20 protein-coding genes, 2 pseudogenes and 2 CRISPR repeat arrays are annotated in these 26311 nt (G+C 41.1%); of the genes and pseudogenes, 6 read left to right on the forward strand and 16 right to left on the reverse strand.

What is annotated here, in order from left to right; all coding sequences use genetic code 11:
• Positions 1-520: 520 nt before the first annotated feature.
• Positions 521-1019: direct repeats of the CRISPR family, unit length 34 nt; unit sequence GTTTCCATTAATTCCACTTCTAAGAATAGAAGCG.
• A gap of 942 nt (positions 1020-1961) precedes the next feature.
• The 6 genes from H6G32_RS24345 to H6G32_RS24370 are packed head-to-tail and all read right to left on the reverse strand — an operon-like array spanning position 1962 to position 9031.
• Complete coding sequence (locus H6G32_RS24345; protein WP_190463022.1) at positions 1962-3569, reverse strand: hypothetical protein; 1608 nt, start codon at positions 3567-3569, stop codon at positions 1962-1964.
• Positions 3570-3572: 3 nt separating this feature from the next.
• On the reverse strand, positions 3573-5189 hold the full coding sequence (locus tag H6G32_RS24350) for a hypothetical protein (RefSeq protein WP_190463024.1): 1617 nt from the start codon (positions 5187-5189) through the stop codon (positions 3573-3575).
• Entirely contained in the window at positions 5179-5604 is a 426-nt protein-coding gene (locus tag H6G32_RS24355; protein WP_190463026.1) for a hypothetical protein, read from the reverse strand. Before H6G32_RS24355 ends, H6G32_RS24350 begins: the two co-directional genes overlap by 11 nt.
• Positions 5605-5608: 4 nt before the next feature.
• Positions 5609-6460, reverse strand: a complete 852-nt coding sequence (locus tag H6G32_RS24360; RefSeq protein ID WP_190463027.1) for an RAMP superfamily CRISPR-associated protein — start codon at positions 6458-6460, stop codon at positions 5609-5611.
• Between the two features lies 1 nt (position 6461).
• Positions 6462-7445: a type III-B CRISPR module-associated Cmr3 family protein gene (locus H6G32_RS24365; protein ID WP_190463029.1), complete on the reverse strand. Its 984-nt coding sequence runs from the start codon at positions 7443-7445 to the stop codon at positions 6462-6464.
• A complete protein-coding gene (locus H6G32_RS24370) occupies positions 7430-9031 on the reverse strand; it encodes a Cas10/Cmr2 second palm domain-containing protein (RefSeq protein WP_190463031.1) in 1602 nt (533 codons plus the stop codon). The genes H6G32_RS24365 and H6G32_RS24370 overlap by 16 nt, the downstream gene beginning before the upstream one ends.
• A 387-nt stretch (positions 9032-9418) precedes the next feature.
• On the opposite strand from H6G32_RS24370, the gene H6G32_RS24375 reads away from it, so the two are divergent.
• Both H6G32_RS24375 and H6G32_RS26955 read left to right on the forward strand, forming a co-directional pair.
• Positions 9419-11524, forward strand: a complete 2106-nt coding sequence (locus H6G32_RS24375) for a WYL domain-containing protein (RefSeq protein ID WP_190463033.1) — start codon at positions 9419-9421, stop codon at positions 11522-11524.
• Between the two features lie 68 nt (positions 11525-11592).
• Positions 11593-11945: a CRISPR direct-repeat array (repeat unit 36 nt; unit sequence GTTTCCATTAATTCCACTTCTCAGAATAGAAGTGAC).
• A 273-nt stretch (positions 11946-12218) separates the two neighbouring features.
• A pseudogene (locus H6G32_RS26955) lies at positions 12219-12389 on the forward strand (IS4 family transposase); the annotation flags it as partial.
• A 63-nt stretch (positions 12390-12452) separates the two neighbouring features.
• Here H6G32_RS26955 and H6G32_RS24380 read toward each other — a convergent pair.
• Both H6G32_RS24380 and H6G32_RS24385 read right to left on the reverse strand, forming a co-directional pair.
• Entirely contained in the window at positions 12453-12755 is a 303-nt protein-coding gene (locus H6G32_RS24380; RefSeq protein WP_190463051.1) for a hypothetical protein, read from the reverse strand.
• Between the two features lie 507 nt (positions 12756-13262).
• Entirely contained in the window at positions 13263-13634 is a 372-nt protein-coding gene (locus H6G32_RS24385; RefSeq protein ID WP_190463053.1) for a hypothetical protein, read from the reverse strand.
• Positions 13635-14368: 734 nt separating this feature from the next.
• On the opposite strand from H6G32_RS24385, the gene H6G32_RS24390 reads away from it, so the two are divergent.
• Positions 14369-14512, forward strand: a complete 144-nt coding sequence (locus H6G32_RS24390; RefSeq protein ID WP_190463034.1) for a hypothetical protein — start codon at positions 14369-14371, stop codon at positions 14510-14512.
• Positions 14513-14730: 218 nt separating this feature from the next.
• On the opposite strand, the gene H6G32_RS26490 is transcribed toward H6G32_RS24390, so the two are convergent.
• From H6G32_RS26490 to H6G32_RS24410, 4 genes and pseudogenes are all read right to left on the reverse strand, one after another.
• Positions 14731-14868 carry a hypothetical protein gene (locus H6G32_RS26490; protein WP_199328234.1) on the reverse strand — a complete coding sequence of 46 codons (138 nt, stop codon included), beginning with the start codon at positions 14866-14868 and terminating at the stop codon, positions 14731-14733.
• 89 nt (positions 14869-14957) lie between these two features.
• Complete coding sequence (locus H6G32_RS24400; protein WP_190463036.1) at positions 14958-15296, reverse strand: XisI protein; 339 nt, start codon at positions 15294-15296, stop codon at positions 14958-14960.
• A pseudogene (locus H6G32_RS26960) lies at positions 15284-15445 on the reverse strand (element excision factor XisH family protein); the annotation flags it as partial. The pseudogene H6G32_RS26960 and the gene H6G32_RS24400, both read right to left, overlap by 13 nt.
• Before the next feature lie 21 nt (positions 15446-15466).
• Entirely contained in the window at positions 15467-15994 is a 528-nt protein-coding gene (locus tag H6G32_RS24410) for an opioid growth factor receptor-related protein (protein WP_190463038.1), read from the reverse strand.
• An 87-nt stretch (positions 15995-16081) separates the two neighbouring features.
• On the opposite strand from H6G32_RS24410, the gene bioU reads away from it, so the two are divergent.
• Positions 16082-17104: a (S)-8-amino-7-oxononanoate synthase BioU gene (gene bioU, locus H6G32_RS24415; protein ID WP_375539816.1), complete on the forward strand. Its 1023-nt coding sequence runs from the start codon at positions 16082-16084 to the stop codon at positions 17102-17104.
• A gap of 122 nt (positions 17105-17226) precedes the next feature.
• Here the strand turns inward: bioU and H6G32_RS24420 are convergent, their stop codons facing one another.
• From H6G32_RS24420 to H6G32_RS24435, 4 genes are all read right to left on the reverse strand, one after another.
• Entirely contained in the window at positions 17227-17772 is a 546-nt protein-coding gene (locus tag H6G32_RS24420; protein ID WP_190463040.1) for a hypothetical protein, read from the reverse strand.
• 141 nt (positions 17773-17913) lie between these two features.
• A complete protein-coding gene (locus H6G32_RS24425) occupies positions 17914-19137 on the reverse strand; it encodes a type II secretion system F family protein (protein ID WP_190463042.1) in 1224 nt (407 codons plus the stop codon).
• A gap of 150 nt (positions 19138-19287) precedes the next feature.
• Positions 19288-20412 carry a type IV pilus twitching motility protein PilT gene (locus H6G32_RS24430; RefSeq protein WP_190463044.1) on the reverse strand — a complete coding sequence of 375 codons (1125 nt, stop codon included), beginning with the start codon at positions 20410-20412 and terminating at the stop codon, positions 19288-19290.
• Positions 20413-20527: 115 nt separating this feature from the next.
• On the reverse strand, positions 20528-22543 hold the full coding sequence (locus tag H6G32_RS24435) for a GspE/PulE family protein (RefSeq protein WP_190463046.1): 2016 nt from the start codon (positions 22541-22543) through the stop codon (positions 20528-20530).
• Between the two features lie 610 nt (positions 22544-23153).
• Here H6G32_RS24435 and grpE point away from each other — a divergent pair.
• Positions 23154-23900, forward strand: coding sequence for a nucleotide exchange factor GrpE (gene grpE / locus H6G32_RS24440; RefSeq protein WP_190463057.1), 747 nt, complete (start codon positions 23154-23156; stop codon positions 23898-23900).
• A gap of 399 nt (positions 23901-24299) precedes the next feature.
• Positions 24300-26237, forward strand: a complete 1938-nt coding sequence (gene dnaK, locus H6G32_RS24445) for a molecular chaperone DnaK (protein WP_190463048.1) — start codon at positions 24300-24302, stop codon at positions 26235-26237.
• The last annotated feature ends 74 nt before the right edge of the window (positions 26238-26311 follow it).

A 26311-nucleotide genomic window follows, 5' to 3' on the forward strand; every position in this document is an offset into this window, starting at 1 on the left:
TACAGGTAGGCTAAAGCCTACCGAGTCGTTTTTCATCCCCGGTCTGAAGTACGGAGTATGGCGCTGTGCGCCTGTTCCTCCGGGGCTTTCAAACTCCCGTCTGTTTCTTGTAAGCATAAAAAAACAAGTGCCACTTTTAGCTTGACTTCTATAAATATATGGTGCTTCTGATGGTGATGGCTCACCATAATAAGGAAAATTCAAGTGATTGATGATGAAGATGACGATTTCTTCGATGAAACCGACGATTTGGAAGCTGAGTTAGACGATGATGATTTTGATGAAGACGATGAACTAGATGATGATGAATAGTCCAATGCAACTATAGCGCGGATAAAAATACCCTCCCTTAGCTAACAAGACCAGGACTTACGCAACTGGCACATTAGTAGGGTGCGTCAGATGTCAAAAATCTGTTTATTTGCCAGATTTATCGAGTCTGACGCACCCTACAATCTTCTCAGAATAGAAGTGACAGTGACGGAATGCCTTCCGTGATAATAGCTTTTTGGTTCTGTTTGTTTCCATTAATTCCACTTCTCAGAATAGAAGCGACTTGGTGGCGAGTGCGGGGAAGGCCACTTATCCGATATGGGTAAGTGTTTCCATTAATTCCACTTCTAAGAATAGAAGCGACACTTCCCCGGTGGGAGTACGACAATGTGAACCATGAGTTTCCATTAATTCCACTTCTAAGAATAGAAGCGACAGGCGCGGCCATCGCTGCTTGAGATGGCGGGGGTGGGACTGATTGCCTAGTTTCCATTAATTCCACTTCTAAGAATAGAAGCGACATTGCAGTAAAGAGGAAAAGCTGGAACGTTTTTCGCCCCGGCAAGTTTCCATTAATTCCACTTCTAAGAATAGAAGCGACTTCTTTAGTACTCGAATCGCTAGAGGCACTAACAATGTTTCCATTAATTCCACTTCTAAGAATAGAAGCGGCGCAAACAGCGCTACTCTACGCCGCGGTGGCCATAGGCGGGTTTCCATTAATTCCACTTCTAAGAATAGAAGCGACCCCTCCTACTTTAAGCCCTGACTGTGCCTAATGTCCAGATGCCGTTTGCGACGGGGTCTATGCACACAGAATTTATCTGCGTCAGTTAGAGGTAGAAAAACCCTGAAACCCTGTCAGAGAGAGACATCGGCGGGGTCAACGAGATAATCACGGTTTCCAGCTTTTGCTGACCCTGCCGCAACGGGGTCAAATGTGCAAAAAGTTTCCAATAATTCCGATTTGACCCAATCGGTGGGGCCTGCGCAAGGCTTTCATCCTGGACTTCCTGGTCAAGTTTCCAATAATTCCGATTTAACCCAATCGGTGGGCGTGCAGGGCTTCTTTGGGATTGACTTTCGAGTGTTGCCAATAATTCCGATTTAACCCAATCGGTGGGGTGATACAAAAATACCTAGAGGGAGAGGATTTCTCCGTGTTTCCAATAATTCCGATTTAACCCAATCGGTGGGGGTGAGCTTGGTGGGAGTGTCCATGCGATTGCAAAGGCGCTGTTTCCAATAATTCCGATTTAACCCAATCGGTGGGGTCAAATCACATTTCAGCCATACGCTGGCTGTAGCCGGAAACGTTTCCAATAATTCCGATTTAACCCAATCGGTGGGGAGTTAGTCTGGCAGCCCTTACCCAGTATGGGTTTCAGCCGCCAAATCGACACATCTCTAAAAAAGATTATATACACTGACCAAAATTGAGTCAAACTCATAGCTGAAATGCTCTCCCAGTAAGCAATCGACACACCTCAACGGAAAATATAGGGTTTCAGCGATTTGCCGGGCTGTGTCGATGAATCATAAACTCATAACAAGATTTGTCTTTGTATCCTTATTTTATCAGGGTTCGTGGTTTGGCGATCGCACATAATTACAAAAGCTACTGTACTGTAATTAATTAGTAAGCGTACCAAGGCTTTGCTGATAAGTAAACACGGAACAATACCAAATTAAAGGAGTAAATTAGCTATATTATTTAATTGTTTCTCCAATTGATTCTCAATTGTAGCTTCTTTCCAAATTCCAAATAACTTTAAAACTTTGATAAAATGTCTTTTTACATAATCTTGATAAGTTTGCAAAACTAGATTTGTATTTTTCTTGTCTTGCTTAACCAAATTAATTAAGTTTTTTTCATATCCTAATAAGTATTTAATAGCATCCTCTTGACTAACTCCTAATAAATTATGTAATAACTGATTACGTAAGTCATCAGATTTTTCTCTATCAGACTTACATGACCAATCTAAAACACTCCAGGAAATAAAATCAGGTCTTAGTGCAATTAGCCATTCTAGCTGCTTATTATTTCTTTGCAATCTGTAATATTGGCTTTTATTCGTTGTATAATTTTCCCAGTAACTAAAATCAGGTTGACGAGATTCTGGAGCAGGAAAGTTTAATTTTTTCAATATATCTATTGGCTTAAATGGGCTTACATTCCTCTCCCAATCCTGTTGAGATTTAAGTTTTAATCCATCTTCATTCCAACTTAACAAATCGGATAATTTTATAGTCAAGTTGTCAATCTTTTTGATTTGAGACAGTAAAGCTACCTTTAAAAAGGTCTCTTGGGTAGCATTCAAAAGTGCAACACCCTGAATATAATTCTCTTGCTTAAAGAAAATCTCAACTAAGTCTAAAGCAGTAATTATTCTATCAACTGCTGAGGGAATATCAAATCTTCTACCATGAAATAAAGAATTGTTGAGATTAAATAAATTGGCAATTTCATTTATCTCCTTAATAACCTGTTCATCAGCTATCCCTGTTAATATTTGTTTGGCAGCAGCAGGTAGTCCTTTATTTAGTAACTGCTTGGCTTTTTGAATTTGCATACCTCGCTGATAACGAGAACTTTCGACTGTATCGGATTTAGATTTTAGTTCATAATTTTCATTGAAATATTCATTACTTACTAAAAACTGAACCTTTTTAAACTTCCCGATAGTTACAAACTGGACAGCAGAAGATATTGCAGGTGTTCCTGCTTGATGACTAACATAAACTTCCTGATTGACATCAATATCTAACTCTGTTAATTTTGCTTCCACCAGTGATAAAGTAGCATCCCAGTTATCAACACCTTTATTTATTTGCTGAGGGGCTAAAAATTGAAATTCTGGTTGACAGGTAAAATTTGGATTTTTAAAATACCATTCTAATAGAGGTTGAAGGGTACAAGTATCTTTCCAATAGGGAGAAAATTCGTTAAGTCTTTGTTCATCACTGCTAAATATCTGAGATTGGTCTGTCAGCAGAATAATTATTCTTTCAATTTTGATATTTTCATCTGTTAAATATTGAGAATATGTATCAAGCAGGGGAAATTTTAAATCATCTTTGTAGTATTCTTCTGATTGATTTGCATAAACTAAACCTAATATTCTAGCTGGTACGGTATATCCAGCATCTTTATCATCAGGATTAATTCTGGAAGCAGAGCCAAAACCTGAGCATTCTAGATTATGACTGGCTTCATCATGTAACCTTCCCCAAGTTTTATCGTGTTTGAGAATAACATCACTATTACCAGTCGTCACCATCCAAATAGCCATAGTTTATACTCCCCAAAGTTTAGTAAATCCAGATGTTGGTAAAAAGGTGATAAATTCTTGTGTTCTCTCATCTCTTGTATCTGGAAAGATAGTTAATAACTCTACATATTCTCTACCTTTGCGTCTTATCTCCCCTTCTGTTGTTTTGATATAATGTGGGTACATCCGATGGTAAATTCTGCCAACATTACCTATTTTACCCGTCAATTTAGAACCTTTAATTGATTGACTTCCTTTGTAATTACCATGAAACCATCTCACAGCTAAACTATCATCTTCATCCTGTGCAATACGTCCCCAAACTTGCACCTTTTGAGCATGAAAAGATTCACGCCATGAACTTACTTGATTACTTGGCGTTTTCCCTTTGAATATCAGCCAATTCTTAACAGCTTTCTGAACACTATCAAGAATATTCGTGATATGCTTAATATTATTAACAGGGAAATAGTAATTATTTGATTGCTTAGTAAATTCCCAGTGACAGCCTATCATCGGTTTATTACTATTGTCTAAATATTGCGGGAAGAATATCCGATGGTCAATTCTGCGCCCTGATTTACCAAAACCACCGATAAGCATGGAAAATCGTAAAAGCTGCATTGCTAAAATTTTCAATTCCTTTTTATATTCATCTGTACAATTACTCATACAAAGAATATTTAAAACGCCTTTATCTAATTGATAAGTAGGCATAGATACCCTGTTATATCTAAATTCATCTAGTTCTAACTCCACAGGATTAAATGCAATTCCTAATTGACCAACTACTGCACCATTAGCACCTGCAAACCCTCCCCAAAGTTCTTTAGTTAATTCCTCGGCTGTATTCTCATCAGTCACAGCACTAAATAGCCGCAATGTATGACCACGTAAAGCGGCTTTAAACATATTCGGGCGAAATTCACCAGTTTTGTCTATTAATTGTGATGCTAATCCTTGTCCTTTTAAATTAACAGTAATCAGCTTAGTTTCCGGGTGGTTAATAGGTTGACCATAACCAGCACTAACTCTAGAACCAATACCTCGTTCTATGGCTTTATCCCAGATACTCCAGATAGTTTGCCATTCACTTTCATCTAGTTGAATTTGACTAGAAATACCAAAAACTAAAGTTGGTTGATAGAGGGAGATTTGCAAAAAAGCTGCATGAGATTCACTATTTTTAACTTGCCAATCTTGCTGAGGATGAACCACATCAATTAATGGTTCTTTACCCCAACTATCATCATGAGGATATGCACCGTGAAAACGGAGTATTCCTGGTTGGGTTTCATTACTAGAAATTTGACCACCGCAGTATCTTTGTGCTTGTTGAGGGTTACAACTGCGTAAAAAAGCACCTTTCATACTTGCACCAGGATAATAGGGAAACCCATTAGCAGCTATTACTGGTCGAATGATATCGTCATCTTGTCCACTATTAGAAACAAAACGCCAAGTAATTTTATATTCTTTGGTTTTAACCTTGTTAGTAAATTCAGGAGGTTTTTTTGCAGCAGCATCTACCCATTCCTTAACCCATCTTGCTGACTTTTCAGGTTCTTGAATATATTGAATTTGTCCCCGTCCTTTGACTGGTGCTTGAAACATTAAAGGAACTTCATTGCTATTCGGCATCACTATCTCCTGTTTTCTTATAACGCTGAGTCCACCAAACTAAACTGTCACAAAATTGTGTGAGAACTGCTAAACAGATTCTTTGGTCTTCAATGGGAAATTCCCATAATTTAGCAGCATATTTTTGGATTTCTGGAGTAGTACTGCCATTTACATCTTCTTGAGGAAGTTTAATTCCGGCATTATTCATAAGTGCGACAAAAGCTTTCCAAGTATCGCGCCAATATTCACCTTTAGCGCGTTCTTTAGGGTCGTTTTTACCTAACAGTCGTAATTGTTCACCCCAAAAGCGTTCTAAACCATAAGCTACAGTAGTTCGCATTTTGTGAGATTGACCAATTACCCCTTTTTTGTCACGATGCTTGAGGACTAATTTTTGTGCCTCTTGGTCTAAGTTGTAAGATTTCCAAGTCATATATTTACAATCCATTTAAAGTTAATTCACAATGACCGAAGCCGATTGATTCTAAACCACCAAGATAAATATCTGTGCTTTGACCACCATTGAAAGGTTGCCAATTTTTCCCAGATTTATCATTTCTGATAGCAATCGGAAATACTAAAATTGTTCCTTCTGGTAAAGCTTCGGTATTAAAGAAACCACCACCAACTACTACTTTTTGGTCTGGTTTTAATCGCACACGACTTTGACGATATAAAGCCATATCATGAATCATGCCGATATCACTATCATCTACTATGATTGCAGGTTGCTCTTTTTTAGCGGGAAACCAAGGAGATAAGTCTACTGTTTTCTTGATAGTTACAAAACCTAAGTTAAAGAATAAGGTTTTCGTCCCACCAGGTAATGATTTTGTTCTCAAGTTTTTTGAACCAGTATAAGCATCAGGAATTTCTACTTCTTTGAGAAATTTAGTTTTACCATCTACTTGAACTTGAACAGTATCACCGGCAATTCTTTGATAACGTTGCAGTAAACGACGACAGGTTATCCAAACTATTGGTTGTCCTGGACAAAAAAGAGGAATCCAAATAATAGAAGCATATTCAAATTTAACGATAGATTCGTTGTTATTTGATTCTTCTGCACCTGCTTCGTTACCATACCAATAGTTTGTTTCTGCTTCTCCATTTTCTAGCAGACGCATTTCTGAACGCAGACGACCACGAATAGAACTACCGGGAATGATACCAGTTTGGGTAAATTGGTCGCGGAAAATTAGGTTTAAATTCCCGCTTTCTTGTCCGGCTGTTGCACCTACATGAAGTGGTGCTAAACTTTCAATTATGCCATAAGCTTTTTTGTACATTTTATGCAACTCCTTTAATTTCTACTGGTAAACACAAACCACACCCAACTTTTTTGAGGCTATAGCCTTCTTTGGGAAACCATGCTTCATCCCATTCCCACCAAGGTTTATTTATGGGTTCTTTGAGAACGTAAACACTCCCAGCAGGAACAGCATAACGTCCTCTTCCTAATGTTCCTTGGGAACGATAACGATAAGGAACTGGTTTATCAGTTAGCATTTGCATAGTTTCAGGAAAGTTATCATGTTGAGGTTGACGGTAAGAGATACGGTTAGAACCCCAAATTCCTGGTGTGATTAAAGCGAAACTTTTACCGATGGGTTGATTTAAAATATCTACTGTTTTTTGATTCAGTTTGTCACAGGATATTTCGACAATGTGATTTTCACCTCCGAACCGATACCAACCGTTATCAATGGGATAGGTTGATAAATAAACTAAACAGATATCGTCGGGAATCTGCACAGAGTTTTCTAGAAATAGTCCGTCGGATTTTTCTACACAACGTTCTGATTGTTGAATTTTAGGATGGAGAAAGGAAACGAATTTCCAAGGACTATCAGCAATTGATTTACTTGCTTTGAGTCCTTTTGATGATGTTTTCCAAGAGTCTATAGTTTGCCAACGATAATCAGGTTCTGGTTTTTCTATATCTTTTTCTAACTGCCATTCACCATTTTCTATTTGCCATTCTCCTATGCCTTTTTTAGAGATGATTTTATGCCAGGGAATGGGAATATAAAAGTTTTGTTTGTTATTAGATTTTGCCCAAAATGGGCCTGTGACATAGAGATTGTCTCTCAATTCTGTTTGAGGAAATTGTCCGGTCGTTTTGCTGATGCTAAATATTAAACCTGATAGTGTGGAAGCTTCAGGAGGAAATTTAGCACCGGAACGACCAACCAAGTTTTCTGGTGATAGAAATGCCCCAGCACTTCCATACATAAATCCTAACGGATTAATACTAATTAGGTATTTGAACATAAATGCCAACCTACTTTAATTAAATCTGTCATCCAATCAATTGTGGCTTTTGCTCTATCTATTTCGTCATCATTTTCGTTAAACCCAACTAGATATTGCGCTAATTTATAATTTTTATCTTCTAGTAATTTCTGTCCTTCTCCTGGAAAGTAAAGCTCAAAAAACTCAATTGCTGATTTTTTGACAATATAGGCTTCTTTGGCATTCTCAATTTTAAATGTTCGTCGAGATTCTAAATGTGCTAAGTCTTGATAAACGTGACTCCAGTTAGATTGTTTTTCTCTATCTCGATACTTGGTTAAAATATGCAAATAATCCCAAGGACAAGTCCACTGCACATATTGACCACTATTAAAAACTACTCTAATTGTGACTCGGTTGCGTCCTAAAGATTTAGCTACTTTTTCCGCTTCTCGACAATGTTGTAAAACGTCTCGCTGAGGTACGCTACCAGCAACCCAGACAAAGCCAACGCTTACAGTAATACTCTGTTTATGTTCTTGCCATTTATCATTTATTGCCATTAACCATTGATATGCTGTTAATGGTTGAATCGGTTCAGCAGGATTTTTACTATAAATTATGCCTAAAAAATCATCGCCACCTGCATAAACTACTCTACCTAAGTCTTCAGGAAAATTTTGCTCAAATTGTTTTCCCCAATTTCGCATTGCTTGACTAAATGTTTCAATTTTTATATCACTATCATTTCCATCTGCTAATTTTTTTAAATAATCTCCAACTTTGTCACCATCTCCCATAAACCAACCTGTCCATTGTCCAGGTACGTTTTTATTGGGTTGGGGTTTGCGTTCAATTTCTTGAAATCGTTTGAGTTTTTCTAATGGTTGATTATTAGGTATTGCTTGGCTGATTAAATCTGCTATTTCTGGCAAGGTAATTAGACGTTTTACCAATTCAGGAATACTCAGTTTTTCGTTAGGGGCAATATATTTACCTTCTGGTTCTTTGTCAGGTGGACAATTATCTAATTTTCTGGCAAGTTGTGTATAAAAGCCTTTAATGCTATCATCTTCTGAACGATAGTTCATGTTTTTAGGATTACGAGTTTCTGCACCTAGTCCCGGAAATGCGATCGCATCCGTACCCGTCAAGCTAGAACTCTCACCAATCCAGTTAACCGCAGTCCAAGCACGGGATAATTTCCGAGTCTCCAAATCATCCATCGCTGCTTGGATACTGTCACCTCTTCCTTGAAATATTTCCCAGGTGTGACAACCCCAAAGCGTCCACTCCCGTTCCCAGTGGTATTGATAATTAGGTAATTTCTTCTCAACCCAAGTCCGACATACTTGTAAAATATTCTTCCATGCGGTGAGTAAAATTTCCTCTGCTTTCTCCTTACTCACTTCTCCTTTAATCAGAATCCGATTAGGCATCCCTTGCTGCAAATTATGACTTGCTGGAGAAATTACTTTTAGTCCTGGGCGTTTCTCAACTTCCAATACTAACTGCTGACTCAGATAAGAAAGAATCAAAGATGCACCATACAAATCGCGGAGTTTGCGGGATTTCTCAATAAACCCTTGAACTGGTGCAAAGGTGATAGCAGTATATTCATTCATTTAGCTATATTTCCTTTATACACTAGGTTTTCAACATACAAGCTTTTATTTAGCTTTTTAGAAAGAAAAAAATTTTGTAACAATTATTTATTACCTAGCAGCGAGTTTGGTTGTTGATTGCTAAATTCAAAAAAGGTCGAAAATCCTTCTATCTCCTACAGCGTGAGCAATATAATGATATGGTTTTTATATTTTTCACTGTGTAAACTTTTGCCGATTTATGTTGTGTTTTTATCTTAGCGGTAATCTGAAAGTTGTAAACTGCTGCTCATGCGAATGACGAAATTTACAGTAGAGAAGTGGTGATAATTTCGTGATTCGCTTGACAGGACTAGATTTTGAGTTTAAAAGAAGATACAAAAAAATCAGCCTGAGTATGTAAACAAAATGTCTACCCCTCCTATCTGTCACTTTCTCATTGGTATCCCTGGTAGTGGGAAATCTAGCTTCGCCGCCGAGTTAGCTAAACTGGGGAATTATCGCGTTGTCTCTACCGACGCTATTCGCCAACAACTCTACGGCGATGCAACTATCCAGGGTGAGTGGAGTCAAATTGAGAAAAAAGTTATCTCTGAGATAGTTGAGGCGTTGGCTTTGTCTGCCGCAGACACCGCACAAGGTTATGCTGTAATTTATGACGCTACCAATGCCAGACGTGGGTGGCGGATGGATTTACTGCAAAAGTTTAACTTATATTTGACAAATCCTGTACTGTGGATGGGGTGGTACTTGCAAACTCCCCTTGCGACTTGTAAGGTATGGAACCAACAACGCCCTCGCCAGGTTCCAGACTTTGTAATTGAGAGTATGCACAAGTCTCTGCAAGACTTTCCGCCAATAGCAGCAGAAGGATTTGCGGTAGTAAAAGAAATCGATGTCACCTCCCCCAAGTTTGACATTCAACAAATCCCAACCCAAATTCAACAGCTTTCTCGTACCCTCATCAACCGCGCCAACCGCAACCGCTATGTCAATTTGCACTCTTATAGCAAGCTGCTGGACTTTGAACGCTTAATGCATCTGATTTCTCTGATAATTCGCTATCCGGGAATTGGTAATCTGCAAGCAAATCAGCCCAGTTTGCTAGAAAGCATTTTTGGGAATGTTCCTCAGTTTGCTAGTGCGGCGGCGGAAGTTAATGCCTTTATGGCTAAATTGTGCGGTAATATCTATGCTGATGAAAATGCCGTTGCATCTGATTTACTCTGGTTAAAACAAAATAGTCTAATTGGCGTCAACACTATCTCTTCATTACCCCACTTTCTGGGGGTGGCGAGTTCCCCACCGGAATATGACTCCAGCGCCCTATCTTCTTTTGTAACCCACGCCTATTCTGATTTAGGCAGTTTCCAGCGGTTGATGCGGACAATTTGCTTGATTCTGCACCACCCGTTTTTGCAAGATTTAGGTAAGGGAAGTTTAAAAACTCTTGTGTCTGCACTCCAAAATAATGGAATTATCAACGATGATGAGCTAGATACTGTCCGCAAAGATATTGAAAAGGTTCTGAAACCATATAAAATATTACCAGAGTTTCCCCTCAGAAATGGCTACTTTGCGGGGACAGCGATTTTGTCAGAACATGAATTAATCAAGGTGTTTGGCGTCCTTCAGTCTCAAGCGAAAAGCTTTGATGATCCCGTAGCGCTGGAAATTTATGAAACTTTTGCTACTCGCATGGCACAGAGTAAGTTAGGGGTAAGTGATGTGTATCCGGTACGCGCAATAGCCAATCGTAGTATGATTGACTCAGCTTTTTTACCACCAGAGGCGCTTTCTAGCAATTTACAGCAACTGGAAGAGGCGATCGCTAACGGACAACTGCTAGAATTAAATCGCTTTCCTGGTGGCGGCAAGTTTGCCCTTGATGAAGAAGGGTTCTTTCTGGCGTTTCCTTTGCAAATAGTGTTTTGTAACTCTGCGTGGTATTTGGGTTATGAGTGTGAAGGTGGAAAGCATGCGGGGTTGTTCCGATTTGAACGCTTGGATAGATTGTTTATCGGTCAGCCTCAAGGGAGAGTACGTTCCAGGCTGGAACAAGAAAAGTCATTACAGAAACTGCATAAACTCTCTGCTGCTGGTGCGGGAATTTTTTTAGGGTACAGTGCTAGTGACCAGGTTCTGTTTCTCAGTCAGGACAAAGAAAAGCGATCGCAAGTCTGTGTCACAGTAGAGCTATGGTTTAATGATGCTATGTTTAGATTTATTGCTGAGGGAACTAAGAGATTTCCTGCACAGCAAATGAAGATGTCTCCACCTGTAATAGGAGGGAAGTTAAACTCCCCCAAGTCGATTTTTTGTCTCAAGAAAACCGGAGATAAAAACTTCCCTAATCGCTTTCGGGTAGTATTGCCTAAATGGTGTTTGGGTGATGTAGAGTTTATCCGCTGGATTGTTGGGTTTGGAGGGGGTTTGAAGGTGTTACAGCCACAAGAGTTAGTAGTTAAAGTTAGGGGAATGGGCGAGGATATTGTTAAAGTTTATAGCGAGTAGCAAGTAAATATTTAAACTATATTTAATGGTTATTAAAAAAGGTCGGGATACTAATATCCGACCTTTTAATTTTGATTAATTCCACTTCTCAGAATAGAAGTGACTCAATTTATAGGTATGCCGAGAAATACCTTCGGGAAGAGTTTCCATTAATTCCACTTCTCAGAATAGAAGTGACTTGTACCCACGTAATAGTAGTGTGCAATACAGCCCACTATCTCGTGTTTCCATTAATTCCACTTCTCAGAATAGAAGTGACATCCTAGACTTCATAGTGAAAGGTGGCGTAAGTTCGATGGCTGAGGCGTTTCCATTAATTCCACTTCTCAGAATAGAAGTGACTTAGGACGGCACTTCGTCACCCGTATGTCATCCAGGTACAAAGGTTTCCATTAATTCCACTTCTCAGAATAGAAGTGATCCCTCCTACCTTAAACCCTGACTATGCCTAATGTCCAGCTGCCGTTTGCGACGGGGTCTATGTAAACAGAATTTATCTGAGTCAGTTAGAGGTAGAAAAACCCTGAAACCCTGTCAGAGAGAGACATCGGCAGGGTCAACCCCTTCGGGGAATTCAAAATTAAAAATTAAAAATTAAAGACAATCAGTGGTAGCTCTGAACCCAAAATTAATCAATTCAAAATCTTAATTCTTCTTCCTAACAGAATTTTGAATTTTGCATTTTGAATTCAAAAAAGGTCAAGAACCATTCCAGAAGATTTATCATCAGTTGAATCAATTAATCCACAATAAAGCCCAGAAAAAGTTACATGATAAATACGCAATTTGTCCAATTTATTCGGCAGTTATTACATTGACAAATAAGTTAGTATGGGTTTTGGCTCATCCAGATAGTAAAACTTTTTAGCGCCTATTGTACTCCAAACGAAAAATCAAGACTTTTCTGCCCCTATTTCCGCACTCATTCTTATCTCGGCTCAATGCCAAGTGTATCAATACCCACAGTTGTTAATGCGATAACACCAATCAGCACGCCAAGACCTAGCGCTCTACGAAAATAATTAACGCCTTGAAATAATTCAAGCCACGCCCAAGTAAATAAAGAGCCAAAAGCAACTGCGTTTAACACTGTATTCCCAACACCTGTTGTAAAAACTAATTTGAGCAAACTAGCTCCTATCCAAACAATAAGCGGTAAGTTTGGCATCTGAGCTAAAACAATTTTGCCCTCGCTGTCACGGAAGATTTTATCGAATAATGTATTTTTCATCATTTTAAATTTAAATTGCCACAATTAGCCGAAATTATTAACTTACAAAAACTACCATTCACATGAAAACATTCACGTTTCTCCCCTATCAACCACCATTATGCTGAGATTAGAGCGGCAAAGCATATTCAGATGTAGCAGTGGCAACATTTGGTGGCATCTGTTAGTAAATACTCGTTTGACGACATCTCTTTAAAAGCATCTACCGTAGGAATTACAGCCGATGATTAGGTTTACTTAATGCGATTTCTATACCCTTATCTACACGGAAGCAACCTAACCGAGATTAGCGATAGCGAAATGCCTGCTTGATCTCGGTTTAACAGTATTAAGCTGTTGGGCTTTTAATTTGAACATCAAGGGCGGGCAGGATGCCCACCCCACAAGAGTTAGATTGAATGATGGTATGCACATTATAGGATTGTCAGCTTACCCCTACGGTAGAGGGAAACTTTCACCTTCCGTTTTGAAGGCCAGCAGGGTTGGTGGCAACCTTGCTGAGTTTAATCAGTTATTACTGTTTTGGAGGTCGTTAGCACTTCTCTTAGCTGTGTCTGGGTAGACAGAACCCCATTGTTTTAGAGCTTCGCCAGATTCTTTAGCAATTCTTTTAGCTCTTTCACCAGCAGCATTTTCTGTTTGGCGAGCTTCTTTGTTCCATTCTCCTGTAGTTTTGGGTCTATCAGCATCATCCTGATGTACAACTTTGTCCAGCTTTCTGGTTACAGAGTTGCTACTACTTCCAGATTCAATACTAGAATCTAAGCTTGTTGCTAGAACTAAAAAACCAACTAAGGCCACAGCAAAAAAGCGCTTAAATTCAAAGCTTTGATAAATAGACTTAATAGTCTTTAGCGCTTTAGTAAATAAATTTGCCATCATTGTACTCCATCAATTCAATGTAAATGACTTTTCACTTAAGTAAGTAGGCGAAAAGAAATCAAACTATGTTAAGCAAAGTAAAAACTATTGAAATTTGCTCGTAGTGAGGGCTTCAGCCCTCTTTCCTAGGGCTAAGAGCCGCTGACTACCAACCTTGAATTATTTACGCCAACCTACTTATAGCGTTTCCTAGTCTGCTGAGGTACAAATCTCTGCGTACCTCTGCGCTTTACTTTGCGTCCCTTTGCGTTTCCAAATATTATCTGTACCTCACGTAACTCTTAATCGCTATAGCAGAGCTTTATTGGTTAGCTAATAATCTGAATTAGCCATGTTCAGTAAAATCATCTTGGTTATATCACCAATTTAGCTGCCACCAACACAATTCAAAATTAGCAATAAAAAGCTAGTTATTCATCTAACAAAAGTTATAAAGTATTTATAGACTAAGGAAGTTTTTTAATACTGCTACATATAGTAAACTGCATCTGCGGCGCTCAATAGGGGGGTGGGTATATAGCAATCCTAAATCATTTGTGAAACTTGCAACCTCTCTGATTATTCTCTTTCCCTTGGCGTTCTACAGCCCTTTGGGCAAGAGCCTACGGCACGCTTCGCGAACGCTGCGTGCGGGCGTCTTGGCGGTTCGTTTAAAAAAAAACTGTTCACAAATCAAATAGGATTGCTATAGCAGGGCAAACGTATCTAAATTACTCTAGATCACAACCAAGGTGAAGAACCAACGGAAAAATCGATGTGGAGTTTATGCTTGTGTTGATAGCGAAAGCGATGCCCAAGCTTTATCGGTGGTAAATAATATCACCATTAGCATCACGTCCTTTAGTTCTATCACAGGTAATTTTCTCTGCTCTTAGTTTGTCAATTACCCAGCCTATAAAATTTCTATGTGCTTTTAAATGATGAATCATTTCATCTTCATCAGTTTCCCATTTCCTTTATGTCATTTATCTCCTCATCCCGTAATAAGATTTTCATTGGAAAGATGCAGTTTATTAAAAACTTCTTCGGCTGAAACACCAATAATTTTACTATTACTCATATCTTCATCCCGTAATTCTGCCTCTTGTAACCATTAATCTGCAATTTGTTGGTCAATTTCACCAACTTGTCCTAAATGTTCAAGAAGACGCGCGATCAATGATGCTAGAGAATCATTTGGTAAAGCCAGGATTTGAGCTTCAAGTTGTCCATCTGTCAATAAATTATTCAATCTCCCTACAATAACTAATTATACATTAGCGCTTATGTTCACTATACCCACTCAAAGGCTTCACTAAGCCGTGATTAACAAATTTTTACTCAAGAAACAGCAAATTCTGTATATTGCCGAATTTCAGGGGATTTGAAGGCTAAAATTATGTGCGCTTTTGGTATCCCCGCAGCAACCAACTCATTAGCAATTCCCTCTTCTGTACCATCATGTTGAATCCAAAGTTTATGATCAATTAAATCAATATGTAACAAAGTTCCATAGATAAGATAACCATTTTGCCAGCCTGACTCAACTAATAAATAAAGATCATTTTTTTCATCTAATACTAGTTCAAGTTTAACTTGTTCATCATTGCCAAGAAAATCAGCATATTCTTCGAGAATCTTTTTAATAATTAGACGATATTGATTAGTTAAGGAATCCATCTCACAATTACCTCCTGTTCAGTATCGAAGCCAAATAAACGAATCACACCATCTTCAATTAAGGTTCGACCAGCTTCTTCTTCAAAAACTGTTTTGCAAGTGCTTCCACTCACAGCAAGAAATAATTTATATTCAGGATAATAACGCGCTAATAAATGTTCATTAAAAAATTAAACCTGTAAAGCCTCTTGCCAGTGGGATAAAGTGAGCTTAGTAATTTCACCCTTTTCTAAGATATATATTTGCTGTAAACACTTGAAAAAAGCTTGTGCGTAGATTTCCAATCCCAACAACCGAAGACATTTCAAAATTCTGGTTATACGCATATGATTGTGATTGCCCCAGTGAACCCATACCTGCTTGCGCTGTGAAAATGATTGAGACAGGGTAATCTCAACCTTAGCGCCTTCCATTTCTGAGCATGATAATCCATAAAAGTCAAGCATCAATTTTAAAGATTTAGTCAGATGGGTTCTCAAATCTTCTCTATTCCTGAAAGCCTGGATATCTTCCTCTGTTAAAATTGGTGCGTGAGGATTAAAGCGGCTCTTCTCTGTCAGTGGAAATAACCACTGAATATAATCATGGGTCTTTTCTAACCATTCATGATCTTGCTGCCATATCTGTTCTATCATTCGCCCGCGAACGTCTGAGGACTTTTTTGAATAAAACTGAAGAATTGGAGAATCTATGTTCATGTACTATTTTTCTAGATGAGATTAGATTCTTAAAGTATAACTAGCTATTTTTTGTAAAATTCACGTACATCCGCCCTAAATTGACTTATGAATGCAGCACCAATGAACACTTCTCATCATTCCCCCTCACCCATTCGCGTCGGTGTCCTCGGTTTTGGTGGACTCGGACAAGCAGCGGCTAAAGTCCTGGCTGGAAAACGGGAAATGATTTTAGTCGCAGTCGCAGACCAAAAAGGCTATGCTTACTCGGCGGAAGGTTTAAATACTGATGGTTGCATTGCAACTTACCAATCTCAAGGTTCTGTAGGTTATTTAGAACCAGTTGGTACATTATCAAATCAGAGTATTCAAGATTTAATCGCCAGCACCCAAGGTGTAGAGGGGTATTTCCTGGCTTTACCCAACTTACCAAATGACTTTATTCCCACTGTCGCTAAAGAGTTTATCAAAGCCGGTTGGCGGGGTGTGCTGGTGGATGCGATTAAACGCACCAGTGCAGTAGAACAACTCTTGGCGATGAAAGAGGAACTGCAAGCTGCGGGAATTACTTACATGACAGGCTGTGGTGCAACACCTGGATTGTTAACCGCCGCTGCTGCATTAGCCGCCCAAAGTTACGCCGAAATTCACAAAGTCGAAATTACCTTTGGGGTGGGAATTGCTAATTGGGAAGCTTACCGCGCTACCGTCCGCGAAGATATTGGACACATGCCTGGTTACACTGTAGAAGCAGCTAGGGCGATGACTGACGCCGAAGTAGAAGCCCTATTAGATAAAACTAATGGCGTGCTGACCTTAGAGAATATGGAACACGCCGATGATGTCATGTTAGAAGTGGCCGGAATATGCGATCGCGATCGCGTTACAGTTGGTGGTGTAGTCGATACCCGCAACCCCAAAAAGCCCCTCAGCACCAACGTTAAAATCACAGGGCGCACCTTTGAAGGTAAAATTTCTACCCATACCTTTACCCTTGGCGATGAAACCAGCATGGCAGCTAATGTCTGCGGCCCCGCCTTTGGCTATCTCAAAGCCGGTCAGCAATTGCACCAGCGGGACATTTATGGCATATTCACCGCAGCGGAAATTATGCCCCAGTTTGTTAGATAATACCAAACTCCCTTAATTCGTGATTTCAACAGCACCCACCCCCAACCCTTCCCTGAGAGGGAAGTCAAAAGGCACTTTTTACGGGGTGGGTTTCTTCTGGAATTTTACCTTTTACCTTCAGTTTAAGTTTTGTAAGAATTTATCGTTTCCTCTTCAATTAAAGATGGGGGTGTTTGCATGACAAATGGCAGATTAGCACCCACAAGACCCCTTTGGATAAGTTCTGACGTTTCACTGAAAACCACAAATAGAGGATAGATAGTATTAGCCCCCTCACTCAAAATATGGCTGTAGCGGGGGTGCATCATCCACTCATATTCCTTATCTAGCCAAACCTGGGTTTGTCGCCAGCGTCCCAACAACTCAGAAAAATGTTCATGGGGGCGATGAATAAACAGCAAAATTTCAGCCCCGGTTTTGATTTTCCACTCCGGGTCGCACATCAAAATAGCGACATCACAGGGTAGACAGAGAGTTTGTGAGGTTTTTGTTTGGTTTTCCCGCAGCCGGACAATGGGTAAAGGAATAGTGATCACACTTTCATCTGGACGGCGGAGACTGGGAATCATTTCCCAGTATGGGCGATGCTGCTTCAATAATGCGATCGCCGCCAGATGATGGCTATACTCCGCCAAGCTAGCTTCGTAGAGATATTTTTGCACAGGCATAGTTCTGTGAAGTATGAATTAACCAAAATAATCAATCTGGGAGGTGGAAACAAGGATGAAAAACTAACTGTCGGCTGAATATGTACAGTTAGGAAAATACAATTTTCATCTTTGTTCCTGCATCTTGTCTTTAATCATCAGCTAGCCTAAAGTTTCAAATACCTTGAACATAGGCAGATACATTGCCAGCAAAATCGTCCCCACCATACCCCCCAAAACCACAATCATAATCGGTTCCAGAATACTGGTGAGTGCTTTAACTGCCTGTTCCACCTCATCTTCATAGAAATCAGCAACTTTCATCAACATCGCATCTAATTCCCCAGTTTCCTCACCGATGCTAATCATTTGAATTGCCATCGCCGGGAAAACAGATGCTTTTTGCAAAGCGATGCTAATCATGCCTCCTTGTTGAATTTCTAAACGCGCTGCATCTATAGCATTAGCAACCACCTGGTTTCCCGATGTATCTCGCACAATTTCCAAAGAAGTCAGAATTGGTACACCAGAACGAGTTAGAGAACCAAAAGTACGGCTAAAGCGGGCAATTGAAGATTTTTGAATCAAGTCGCCAAATAAAGGCATCTTCAAAGAAAGACGGTCGATATTTTCCCGACCAACGGGAGTTTTGTAATACAGATTATAGGCAATTTTCAGGGCTATAACAACACCAAAGACAACTGCTAACCGCCAACTTCTCAATATTTCGCTACAAGTCATCAAAAATTGGGTTAGAGGAGGCAATTCCACTCCTATATCTTTGAATATCTTCGCAAAAATGGGAATGAGAAAAATCGTCATGCCCAAAAAGATAGCAGTTGCTAAAAAACCCACAACCGTGGGATAAGCCAAGGCTGATTTAATTTGGTTTTGTAATCGGGCGACATCTTCTAATAATTTGGCTAAACGATTGAGCACTTCATCGAGAACACCACCAACTTCCCCAGCCTGAATCATACTCACATACAAACCATCAAAGCAGTCAGGATGCTTACGCATGGAATCTGAAAGATTAGCTCCGCTTTGAACATCTAGGCTAATGCTCAAAAGAGCATTCTTCAGCTTAGGATTAGTACACTGTTCAGACAGCACTCCTAGACTTCTGACTATTGCTACCCCCGCATTCACCAAAGCCGCAAGTTGACGAGAAAAAACCGCCTTATCCCTAATAGAAACTTTTACCAGAGAATCCTGGAATTTTTTAAAGTTGAAATTTGCCTGAAAGCCTTGAGATTGTTTAATATCTTGGATTAAAAAACCCTGATCTCTGAGATTAGTCCGAGCTTGTACCAAGGATTCGGCAATAACTTTTTCAGTTCTGGATTTTCCTTGGGAGTCCCGAAAACGGGCAAGATAAGTTGGCATAGATTACTTACTTAATTCAAAATTCAAAATTTGAAATTCAAAATTAGAAATTTGGTAATTATATTATTTGTTAGTGATCACTAGTCAATAGCTGGCAACTACTTACAACTAACAATTATCTACATTACCAGTCCTAATCAAGGTAAAAATTTAATGCGCTTTAGCCGCCCCTGCACCTGGTCTTGCACCTGGTGGTGGCGCAGCGGCACCAATCAGCCGCTGAATTTCATCTGGCTTAGAAGTCTTAGACATTGCTGCTTCAAAGGAAATGGTTCCGGCTTTATATAAATCAGCTAAAACCCTCTCCAAAGTTTGCATCCCCAATTTACCACCAGTCTGGATAGCCGAGTAAATTTGAGCGGTTTTGCCTTCTCGAATTAGGTTAGAAATAGCGGGAGTAACGATTAAAATTTCTTGCGCCATTGTCCGACCATATTCGCCTGGTTTGGGATTTTTCTTAGGCACTAAAGTTTGGCTAAACACTGCCACTAAGGAGTTAGACAACTGTACCCGCACCTGGGTTTGTCTTTCATGTGGAAAAACGTCAATGATCCGGTCAACAGTCTGAGCCGCTGAACTGGTGTGCAGGGTGCCAAATACCAAGTGTCCTGTTTCCGCAGCGGAAATTGCCAAAGAAATGGTTTCCAAATCGCGCATTTCCCCCACCAGAACAATATCTGGATCTTCCCGTAAAGCTGCTTTCAAAGCATTAGCAAAGGATTTGGTATCTTCGCCGAGTTGTCGTTGGTGAACCAAGCTTTTAATTGGTTCATAGACAAATTCAATCGGGTCTTCCACAGTCAAAATATGCTCTGCCCTAGTGCGATTAATCAAGTCAATCATTGCTGCTAGGGTAGTTGTCTTACCAGAACCTGTGGGGCCTGTCACCAGAATTAGCCCTCTAGGCTTTTCGGACATTTCCCGCACCACATCTGGCAGACCTAATTTTTCAAAGTTAGGAATTTTAGAACTTAAGGCCCGCAAGCAAGCGGCATAAGAACCACGCTCTTTATAGACATTCACCCGAAAGCGAGCTAGACCCTTAACACCATAGGAACAATCCAACTCCCAGTTCTGCTCTAAGGTTTTACGCTGGGTGTTATTGAGCATACTAAAAATCAGCCTTTGGCATTGATCGGCGCTCAGTGCTTGGTCTCCAATGGGGGTGAGTTTGCCACTCAAACGGAAGTAGGGAGGTAAACCTGCGGATAAATGTAGATCCGAGCCACCCATTTCGATCAACTGCTCCATCAGGTCTTCAATCATCATTTCCATAGTGTCGCTCCGCTCCCATTCAAAATTTAAAAAAAATGCACAATGCCAATAAGTAGACAGAAATTAATCAATAGCTTGAAGTCAAGATCAATTTGATCACTTCTGCCTTCTGGCTCTAATCTATAAACCGAGGTGTCATACAGTAGGGACAGTCTAGCCATTCCGGTTGTAATTCGGCATTACAAGTCAGGCAGGTAAGACCACTTTTACGTTTGGCTTTTAACTCAGCTTCCAAACCAGTATCAGTAAATGTCACCCGATCCACCTCTTCGAGAGTGGTGGCACCTTGGCGCACTAAGTCCAGACTGTAAGCAAGCAGTGTTTTCATGCCCTCTTCTACCGCCACTTCCTTAATCCGGTCTGTGGATGCTTCTTTATTGATTAGGGTTTGCAGATTTTCAGTGATCCGCATGACTTCATAAACGCCACAACGTCCCTTATAGCCGATGCCATTACACTTTTGGCAAACCTGATTTTTGGCTTTAGCTTCCGCTAGGTTTTCTGGTGGTACGATATTAGCCTTGTAGAAAGTTACTCCCACATCTGCGGTAGATGTTAGACCATAGCGAGCTAGTTCCTCAGTGGTGGGATTATAGGGAATCCGGCAATCAGAACAGACTCGCCTTACCAAACGTTGTGCCAAGACGCCAATCAGGGAACTAGAAACCATGAAAGGTTCAATGCCCATTTCTCCCAATCGAGCGATCGCACCAGGGGCATCATTAGTGTGTAAGGTTGTCAATACCAAGTGACCTGTCAAAGCCGCTTCAATCGCTGTTTTCGCCGTTTCCTTGTCCCGTGTTTCACCCACCAGCAACACATCTGGATCTTGGCGCAAGAAAGCCCGCAAAGCTGTAGAAAAATCCAGCCCTTTCTCTCGAATCACCTGTACTTGAGTAATCCCTGGAAGACTGTACTCAATTGGGTCTTCTACCGTACTAATGTTAATTCCTGGATCATTTTTTTCTGCTAATGCCGAATACAACGAGGTTGTTTTCCCCGAACCAGTTGGCCCTGTCACCAAAATCAAGCCGAAGGGACGGCTGACCATATCTTGGACAATATGCAAAGTCTCTGGATCGGTAATTAACTTATCCAATCCCAATTGGGTAGAGGAGTTATCCAAAATCCGTAGTACCACCTTTTCCCCATAGCGACTGGGCAAGGTATTTACCCGGAAGTCTACTTTCCGTCCTTCAAACATCCGACGGATGCGTCCATCTTGGGGTAAACGCCGCTCGGCAATATCTAGATTGGAGATAATTTTAAAGCGGGCTGTGACTGCGGGGATGATTTTTTTCGGCATCAGGGGGAAAGCCTCACGCAGCACCCCATCTTTCCGAAAGCGAATACGTAAGTTTTCTTCTTGTGGTTCGACGTGAATATCAGAAACACCCTCATGCAAGGCTTTGGCGAGGATTCTGTTGACGAGATTGATGACTGGCGCATCCTCGGCCTCTTTCATCCCCTTTGCTAGATCATCCTCTGTATCATCAGCAGGAGCCTCATCTAAATCCAGATTATCGAGATTTTCTAAATCCTTACTAATATCTGTTGAGCTTTCTTGATCCAGGTGCTTTTGCCGCACAGCTAAGTCATCCAAGTATTGGTTGATTAGCTGTTGGTAGTCCTCCTGGGTAATTACCATCCGCTGCAATGCCAAGCCTTGGGGGCGCAAGATGCGGTTCAGGTCATCGGAAGCTTCTAGATTATCCGGATCGACCATTGCCACTAAAACACAAGGGGGGGTTTGTTCTTCGTGTTTCGACAGTGGCACTAAACGATGGCGACGACAAATATCCACCGGGATTAGGGTTTCAATCAGACTCCCCACCATCGTGTTGCCAATTTGGTTGACTTCCAGATCGAGGGATTCAACGCCGTATAGTATTTTTAGTTCAAATAATTGTTGTTTTTTGTATTGCCGGAGCAATTCAGGTGATAATTGTTGCCCAGTGATTGACTCCAGTACGTCTGTCAGTGGTACACCAGACTTGCGGCTATCAATCAGCGCCTGCCTCATCTGTTCGCTATTGACATAGCCAGATTGCACCAGCTTGTTGCCGAAGGGCGAAAACTCGGTTCTTGTAGTTAGAGCGGTACTGCGCCGTTGTGGTGAGGAGTAAGTCATAAGCAATGAGTGGAGAAACCTCTTGTTAAATTATTCCCAGACTGTGGTGCAGAATGCTCATTTATACTGAATAAAATTTGTGTCTGAATTTTTTCTGCTCAAAGGTTTTTGTAGTTCCTCCAGTACTCATGCTGATGATTGAGCGAAGATCATTGATCGTCTCATGGTGAGATTTTAAGTAGTAATTAGTTAAAAAACTGACTTATGATGAGGGGCGATGGAAATTGAGCGCCCCTCGTTCACAAGATGTACTCTTGGAGCTACCCTAGGGAAAAACCTGTCCAAAATTGGCGGTTCCAACCCTAGAGGGCGGCTTTTAGAATCTCGTTTTCACCGCTGCGCGTCCTTTGTGTACGCATCTAACGAGTAGATTTTGGATCAGGAACCGCCAATGAAAGGATAACTTTAGTGAAACCCTACCCGTTCGGGTTACCGCCCTCGGGGCGTCTACGCTAATGCGTTCATCATTTGTCACAATAATGAAGACGGTAACATCACTTCCAGAAAAATGTCGGCAATAAAATCAGCTTGATTTGCTAATCGTGAATGCTAACGGTTACCAAATATGCCGACACACTGCCATCAACAGTATCTGGAATACGATGAGACAATGATGGACGAAAATAAACAGGTAAACAATACAAGCCAGCAATTGGGTGAACCAACAGAGGTAAAGCAAGCAATGATGAGCGACTCCCCAGCCCAAATTAACTCTAACGAATCTGGCAGCGAGGTTACTGAGCAAGTGGCAGCCCAAACCAATATACCGGGAGATACGGCATTTACACTAGAAGATGGCGTCGCTGCGGCACAGAAGGCTGAAGTAGATACGGCCGCAATGGCCGAATTGACTCAACAAAATGAGTCTCTCAAAGCGCAACTAGATGAGCGGAGTACTCAATATATGCGGATTGCCGCTGATTTTGAGAATTACCGCAAACGCACCCAAAAAGAAAAAGAAGACCTAGAGGTGCTCTCAAAGCGGAACACGATTATGGAGGTGCTGCCAGTAGTCGATAATTTTGAGCGGGCGCGATCGCACCTCAAACCGCAAACCGACGGCGAGATGACAATTCACAAAAGTTATCAAGGGGTTTACAAACAATTAGTCGATTGCCTCAAGCGCCTCGGTGTATCACCCATGCGTCCCGAAGGTCTAGAATTTGATCCCAACCTCCATGAAGCAGTCATGCGGGAACCTACGGATGAACAACCAGAAGGAACAGTGTTAGAAGAGTTAGTCCGCGGCTATTTCTTGGGCGATCGCGTGCTGCGCCATGCAATGGTGAAAGTGGCTGCTCCCAAGCAAGATGCATCACCTGCACAGGAAAATCAGTCTAGTCAGGCTAACAGTTAAACTGTACTGTAGTCGTTGCCTTAGTGACTAAAGGTGACTAGGCTTTAGCAAGGGTGAGCTTGATACACTGCCAACAGGAGAGATTCTGTTAACGGTTGGCCCCATTGTAGCCCGCCCTTTGATTGTTATCTCACACGGGGCGCGGCTCTCTGATCAACAGCCGCAAGCCGTCCTCCGGTCGGATATTGGGTTGTTCAATGGTCAAGTTGAACTATCTGTCTGGGTATATGCAGTTCGCGGGCAATCCACTCTCAAATAACCTTTTGTGGGGAAACTTCTTGCTTGCTGCCAGCAATCAAAGTAACAAATATAATATTTACGTTAATTGGCATTGGTAGCAAAATCAGGATAGTATCCAACACATTACTGTAAAGCAAATCGGTAAAAATACTGGTAAGTATGGGAAAAGTTATTGGGATCGACTTAGGCACTACTAATAGTTGCGTCGCAGTTTTGGAAGGTGGTCAACCGATTGTGATTGCCAACTCCGAAGGTGGGCGAACTACTCCTAGTATTGTGGGTTTTGGCAAGGGAGGCGATCGCTTAGTAGGTCAACTAGCAAAACGTCAAGCCGTAACTAATGCGGAAAACACAATCTACAGTATCAAACGATTCATTGGTCGGCGTTGGGAAGATACGGTCACAGAACGCGATCGCGTACCTTATGGCTGTGTCAAAGGTCGAGACGATACTGTAGATGTCCAAATTCGTGGACGTAACTACACCCCACAAGAACTATCCGCCATGATCCTCCAGAAGCTAAAGCAGGATGCGGAAAATTTCTTAGGTGAAGAAGTTACTCAAGCAGTAATTACCGTACCTGCATATTTCACAGACGCCCAAAGACAAGCAACTAAAGATGCTGGCACAATTGCCGGGCTAGAAGTCCTGCGGATCATCAACGAACCCACCGCCGCTGCCTTAGCCTTCGGTTTGGAAAAGCAAGACCAAGAGCAGCTAATTTTAGTATTCGACTTAGGAGGCGGAACCTTTGACGTCTCCATTCTGCAACTTGGGGATGGAGTTTTTGAAGTCAAGGCAACTTGTGGAAACAACCACTTAGGCGGAGACGACTTTGATAACTGTGTCGTTCGCTGGATGATGGAACGCTTTAAGGAAATAGAGAAAGTTGACATCTCCCCAGATAAAATGGCACTGCAACGCCTGCGGGAAGCAGCCGAAAAGGCAAAAATTGAACTTTCTAGTATGGTGAATACTTCAATTAACTTGCCGTTTATCACCGCCGATGAAACAGGCCCCAAGCATTTGGAAATAGAAATGGGGCGCTCCAAATTTGAAGAACTCACAGGCCATCTAATTGAAGGTGTCATCGAACCAATGAGCCAAGCGCTCAAAGACGCAGACCTCAAACCACAAGACATCAATCGAATTATTTTAGTAGGTGGTTCTACCCGCATTCCTGCCGTCCAAAACGCCCTAATCAAGTTTTTCAACGGCAAAGCCCCTGATCGTTCTATCAACCCTGACGAAGCCGTAGCACTGGGAGCAGCTATCCAAGCTGGAGTACTAGGGGGAGAAGTCGATAATCTCCTACTTTTAGATGTCACCCCCCTATCTTTGGGAATTGAAACTCTAGGAGAAGTATTCACCAAAATCATTGAACGCAACACCACAATTCCCACCAGCAAATCGCAAGTTTTTTCCACAGCAGTCGATGGGCAAACCTCTGTAGAAATTCATGTTCTCCAAGGTGAACGGGCTATGGCACGGGATAACAAAAGTCTCGGCAAATTTCTCCTAGCCGGAATTCCCCCCTCTCCCCGTGGTGTACCGCAAATTGAAGTATCTTTTGACATCGATGTCAACGGCATCCTCAAGGTTGGTGCCCAAGATAAAGGTACAGGCAGAGAGCAAAGTATCCGGATTACCAATACAGGGGGCTTGAGTAACAACGAAGTTGAACGGATGCGCCAAGAAGCGGAATTATTTGCCGAAGAAGACAGAAAACGTAAAGAACTGGTTGAACTCAAAAACCAAGCCGATAATTTATTGTTTAGTTACGAAACAACCTTAAAGGATAATAAAGAATTGATCGGCGATCAAATCAAAGCCAAGGCTAGTGAAAAAGTTTCAGAACTCCAAGCCGCAATGATTGACCCTAGCAAATCCTTAGTAGAACTGAAGCAGCTCCTAGAGGAATTTCAACAAACTCTATTTTCCATTGGTGCAGAGGTATACAACCGAGCAAACAGCCAAACTGATGAAAATGATCAGGCTGAAAATACTTCTGATATTTCCTTTACCCCAGAGCCAGACGCGTCCATGAGTGGAACGCTCATAGTTGTAAAAAATATAGACAAATATCTTTTACTTTGAAAGTGTTACCTTTACTGGGGAAACTACAATCCCCTGTATCCCATCTGCAAAAGCATTAGGGATTGCTTTTCTGA

Origin of the sequence: Cylindrospermum sp. FACHB-282 (assembly GCF_014697195.1) — a bacterium.
GTDB lineage: Bacteria > Cyanobacteriota > Cyanobacteriia > Cyanobacteriales > Nostocaceae > Cylindrospermum.

Coding starts and splice junctions, on each gene's coding strand:
- H6G32_RS24345 (WP_190463022.1), bottom strand. CDS start 3,569: ATGGCTATTTGGATGGTGACGACTGGTAATAGTGATGTTATTCTCAAA.
- H6G32_RS24350 (WP_190463024.1), bottom strand. CDS start 5,189: ATGCCGAATAGCAATGAAGTTCCTTTAATGTTTCAAGCACCAGTCAAA.
- H6G32_RS24355 (WP_190463026.1), bottom strand. CDS start 5,604: ATGACTTGGAAATCTTACAACTTAGACCAAGAGGCACAAAAATTAGTC.
- H6G32_RS24360 (WP_190463027.1), bottom strand. CDS start 6,460: ATGTACAAAAAAGCTTATGGCATAATTGAAAGTTTAGCACCACTTCAT.
- H6G32_RS24365 (WP_190463029.1), bottom strand. CDS start 7,445: ATGTTCAAATACCTAATTAGTATTAATCCGTTAGGATTTATGTATGGA.
- H6G32_RS24370 (WP_190463031.1), bottom strand. CDS start 9,031: ATGAATGAATATACTGCTATCACCTTTGCACCAGTTCAAGGGTTTATT.
- H6G32_RS24375 (WP_190463033.1), top strand. CDS start 9,419: ATGTCTACCCCTCCTATCTGTCACTTTCTCATTGGTATCCCTGGTAGT.
- H6G32_RS24380 (WP_190463051.1), bottom strand. CDS start 12,755: ATGAAAAATACATTATTCGATAAAATCTTCCGTGACAGCGAGGGCAAA.
- H6G32_RS24385 (WP_190463053.1), bottom strand. CDS start 13,634: ATGGCAAATTTATTTACTAAAGCGCTAAAGACTATTAAGTCTATTTAT.
- H6G32_RS24400 (WP_190463036.1), bottom strand. CDS start 15,296: ATGGATTCCTTAACTAATCAATATCGTCTAATTATTAAAAAGATTCTC.
- H6G32_RS24410 (WP_190463038.1), bottom strand. CDS start 15,994: ATGAACATAGATTCTCCAATTCTTCAGTTTTATTCAAAAAAGTCCTCA.
- bioU (WP_375539816.1), top strand. CDS start 16,082: ATGAATGCAGCACCAATGAACACTTCTCATCATTCCCCCTCACCCATT.
- H6G32_RS24420 (WP_190463040.1), bottom strand. CDS start 17,772: ATGCCTGTGCAAAAATATCTCTACGAAGCTAGCTTGGCGGAGTATAGC.
- H6G32_RS24425 (WP_190463042.1), bottom strand. CDS start 19,137: ATGCCAACTTATCTTGCCCGTTTTCGGGACTCCCAAGGAAAATCCAGA.
- H6G32_RS24430 (WP_190463044.1), bottom strand. CDS start 20,412: ATGGAAATGATGATTGAAGACCTGATGGAGCAGTTGATCGAAATGGGT.
- H6G32_RS24435 (WP_190463046.1), bottom strand. CDS start 22,543: ATGACTTACTCCTCACCACAACGGCGCAGTACCGCTCTAACTACAAGA.
- grpE (WP_190463057.1), top strand. CDS start 23,154: ATGATGGACGAAAATAAACAGGTAAACAATACAAGCCAGCAATTGGGT.
- dnaK (WP_190463048.1), top strand. CDS start 24,300: ATGGGAAAAGTTATTGGGATCGACTTAGGCACTACTAATAGTTGCGTC.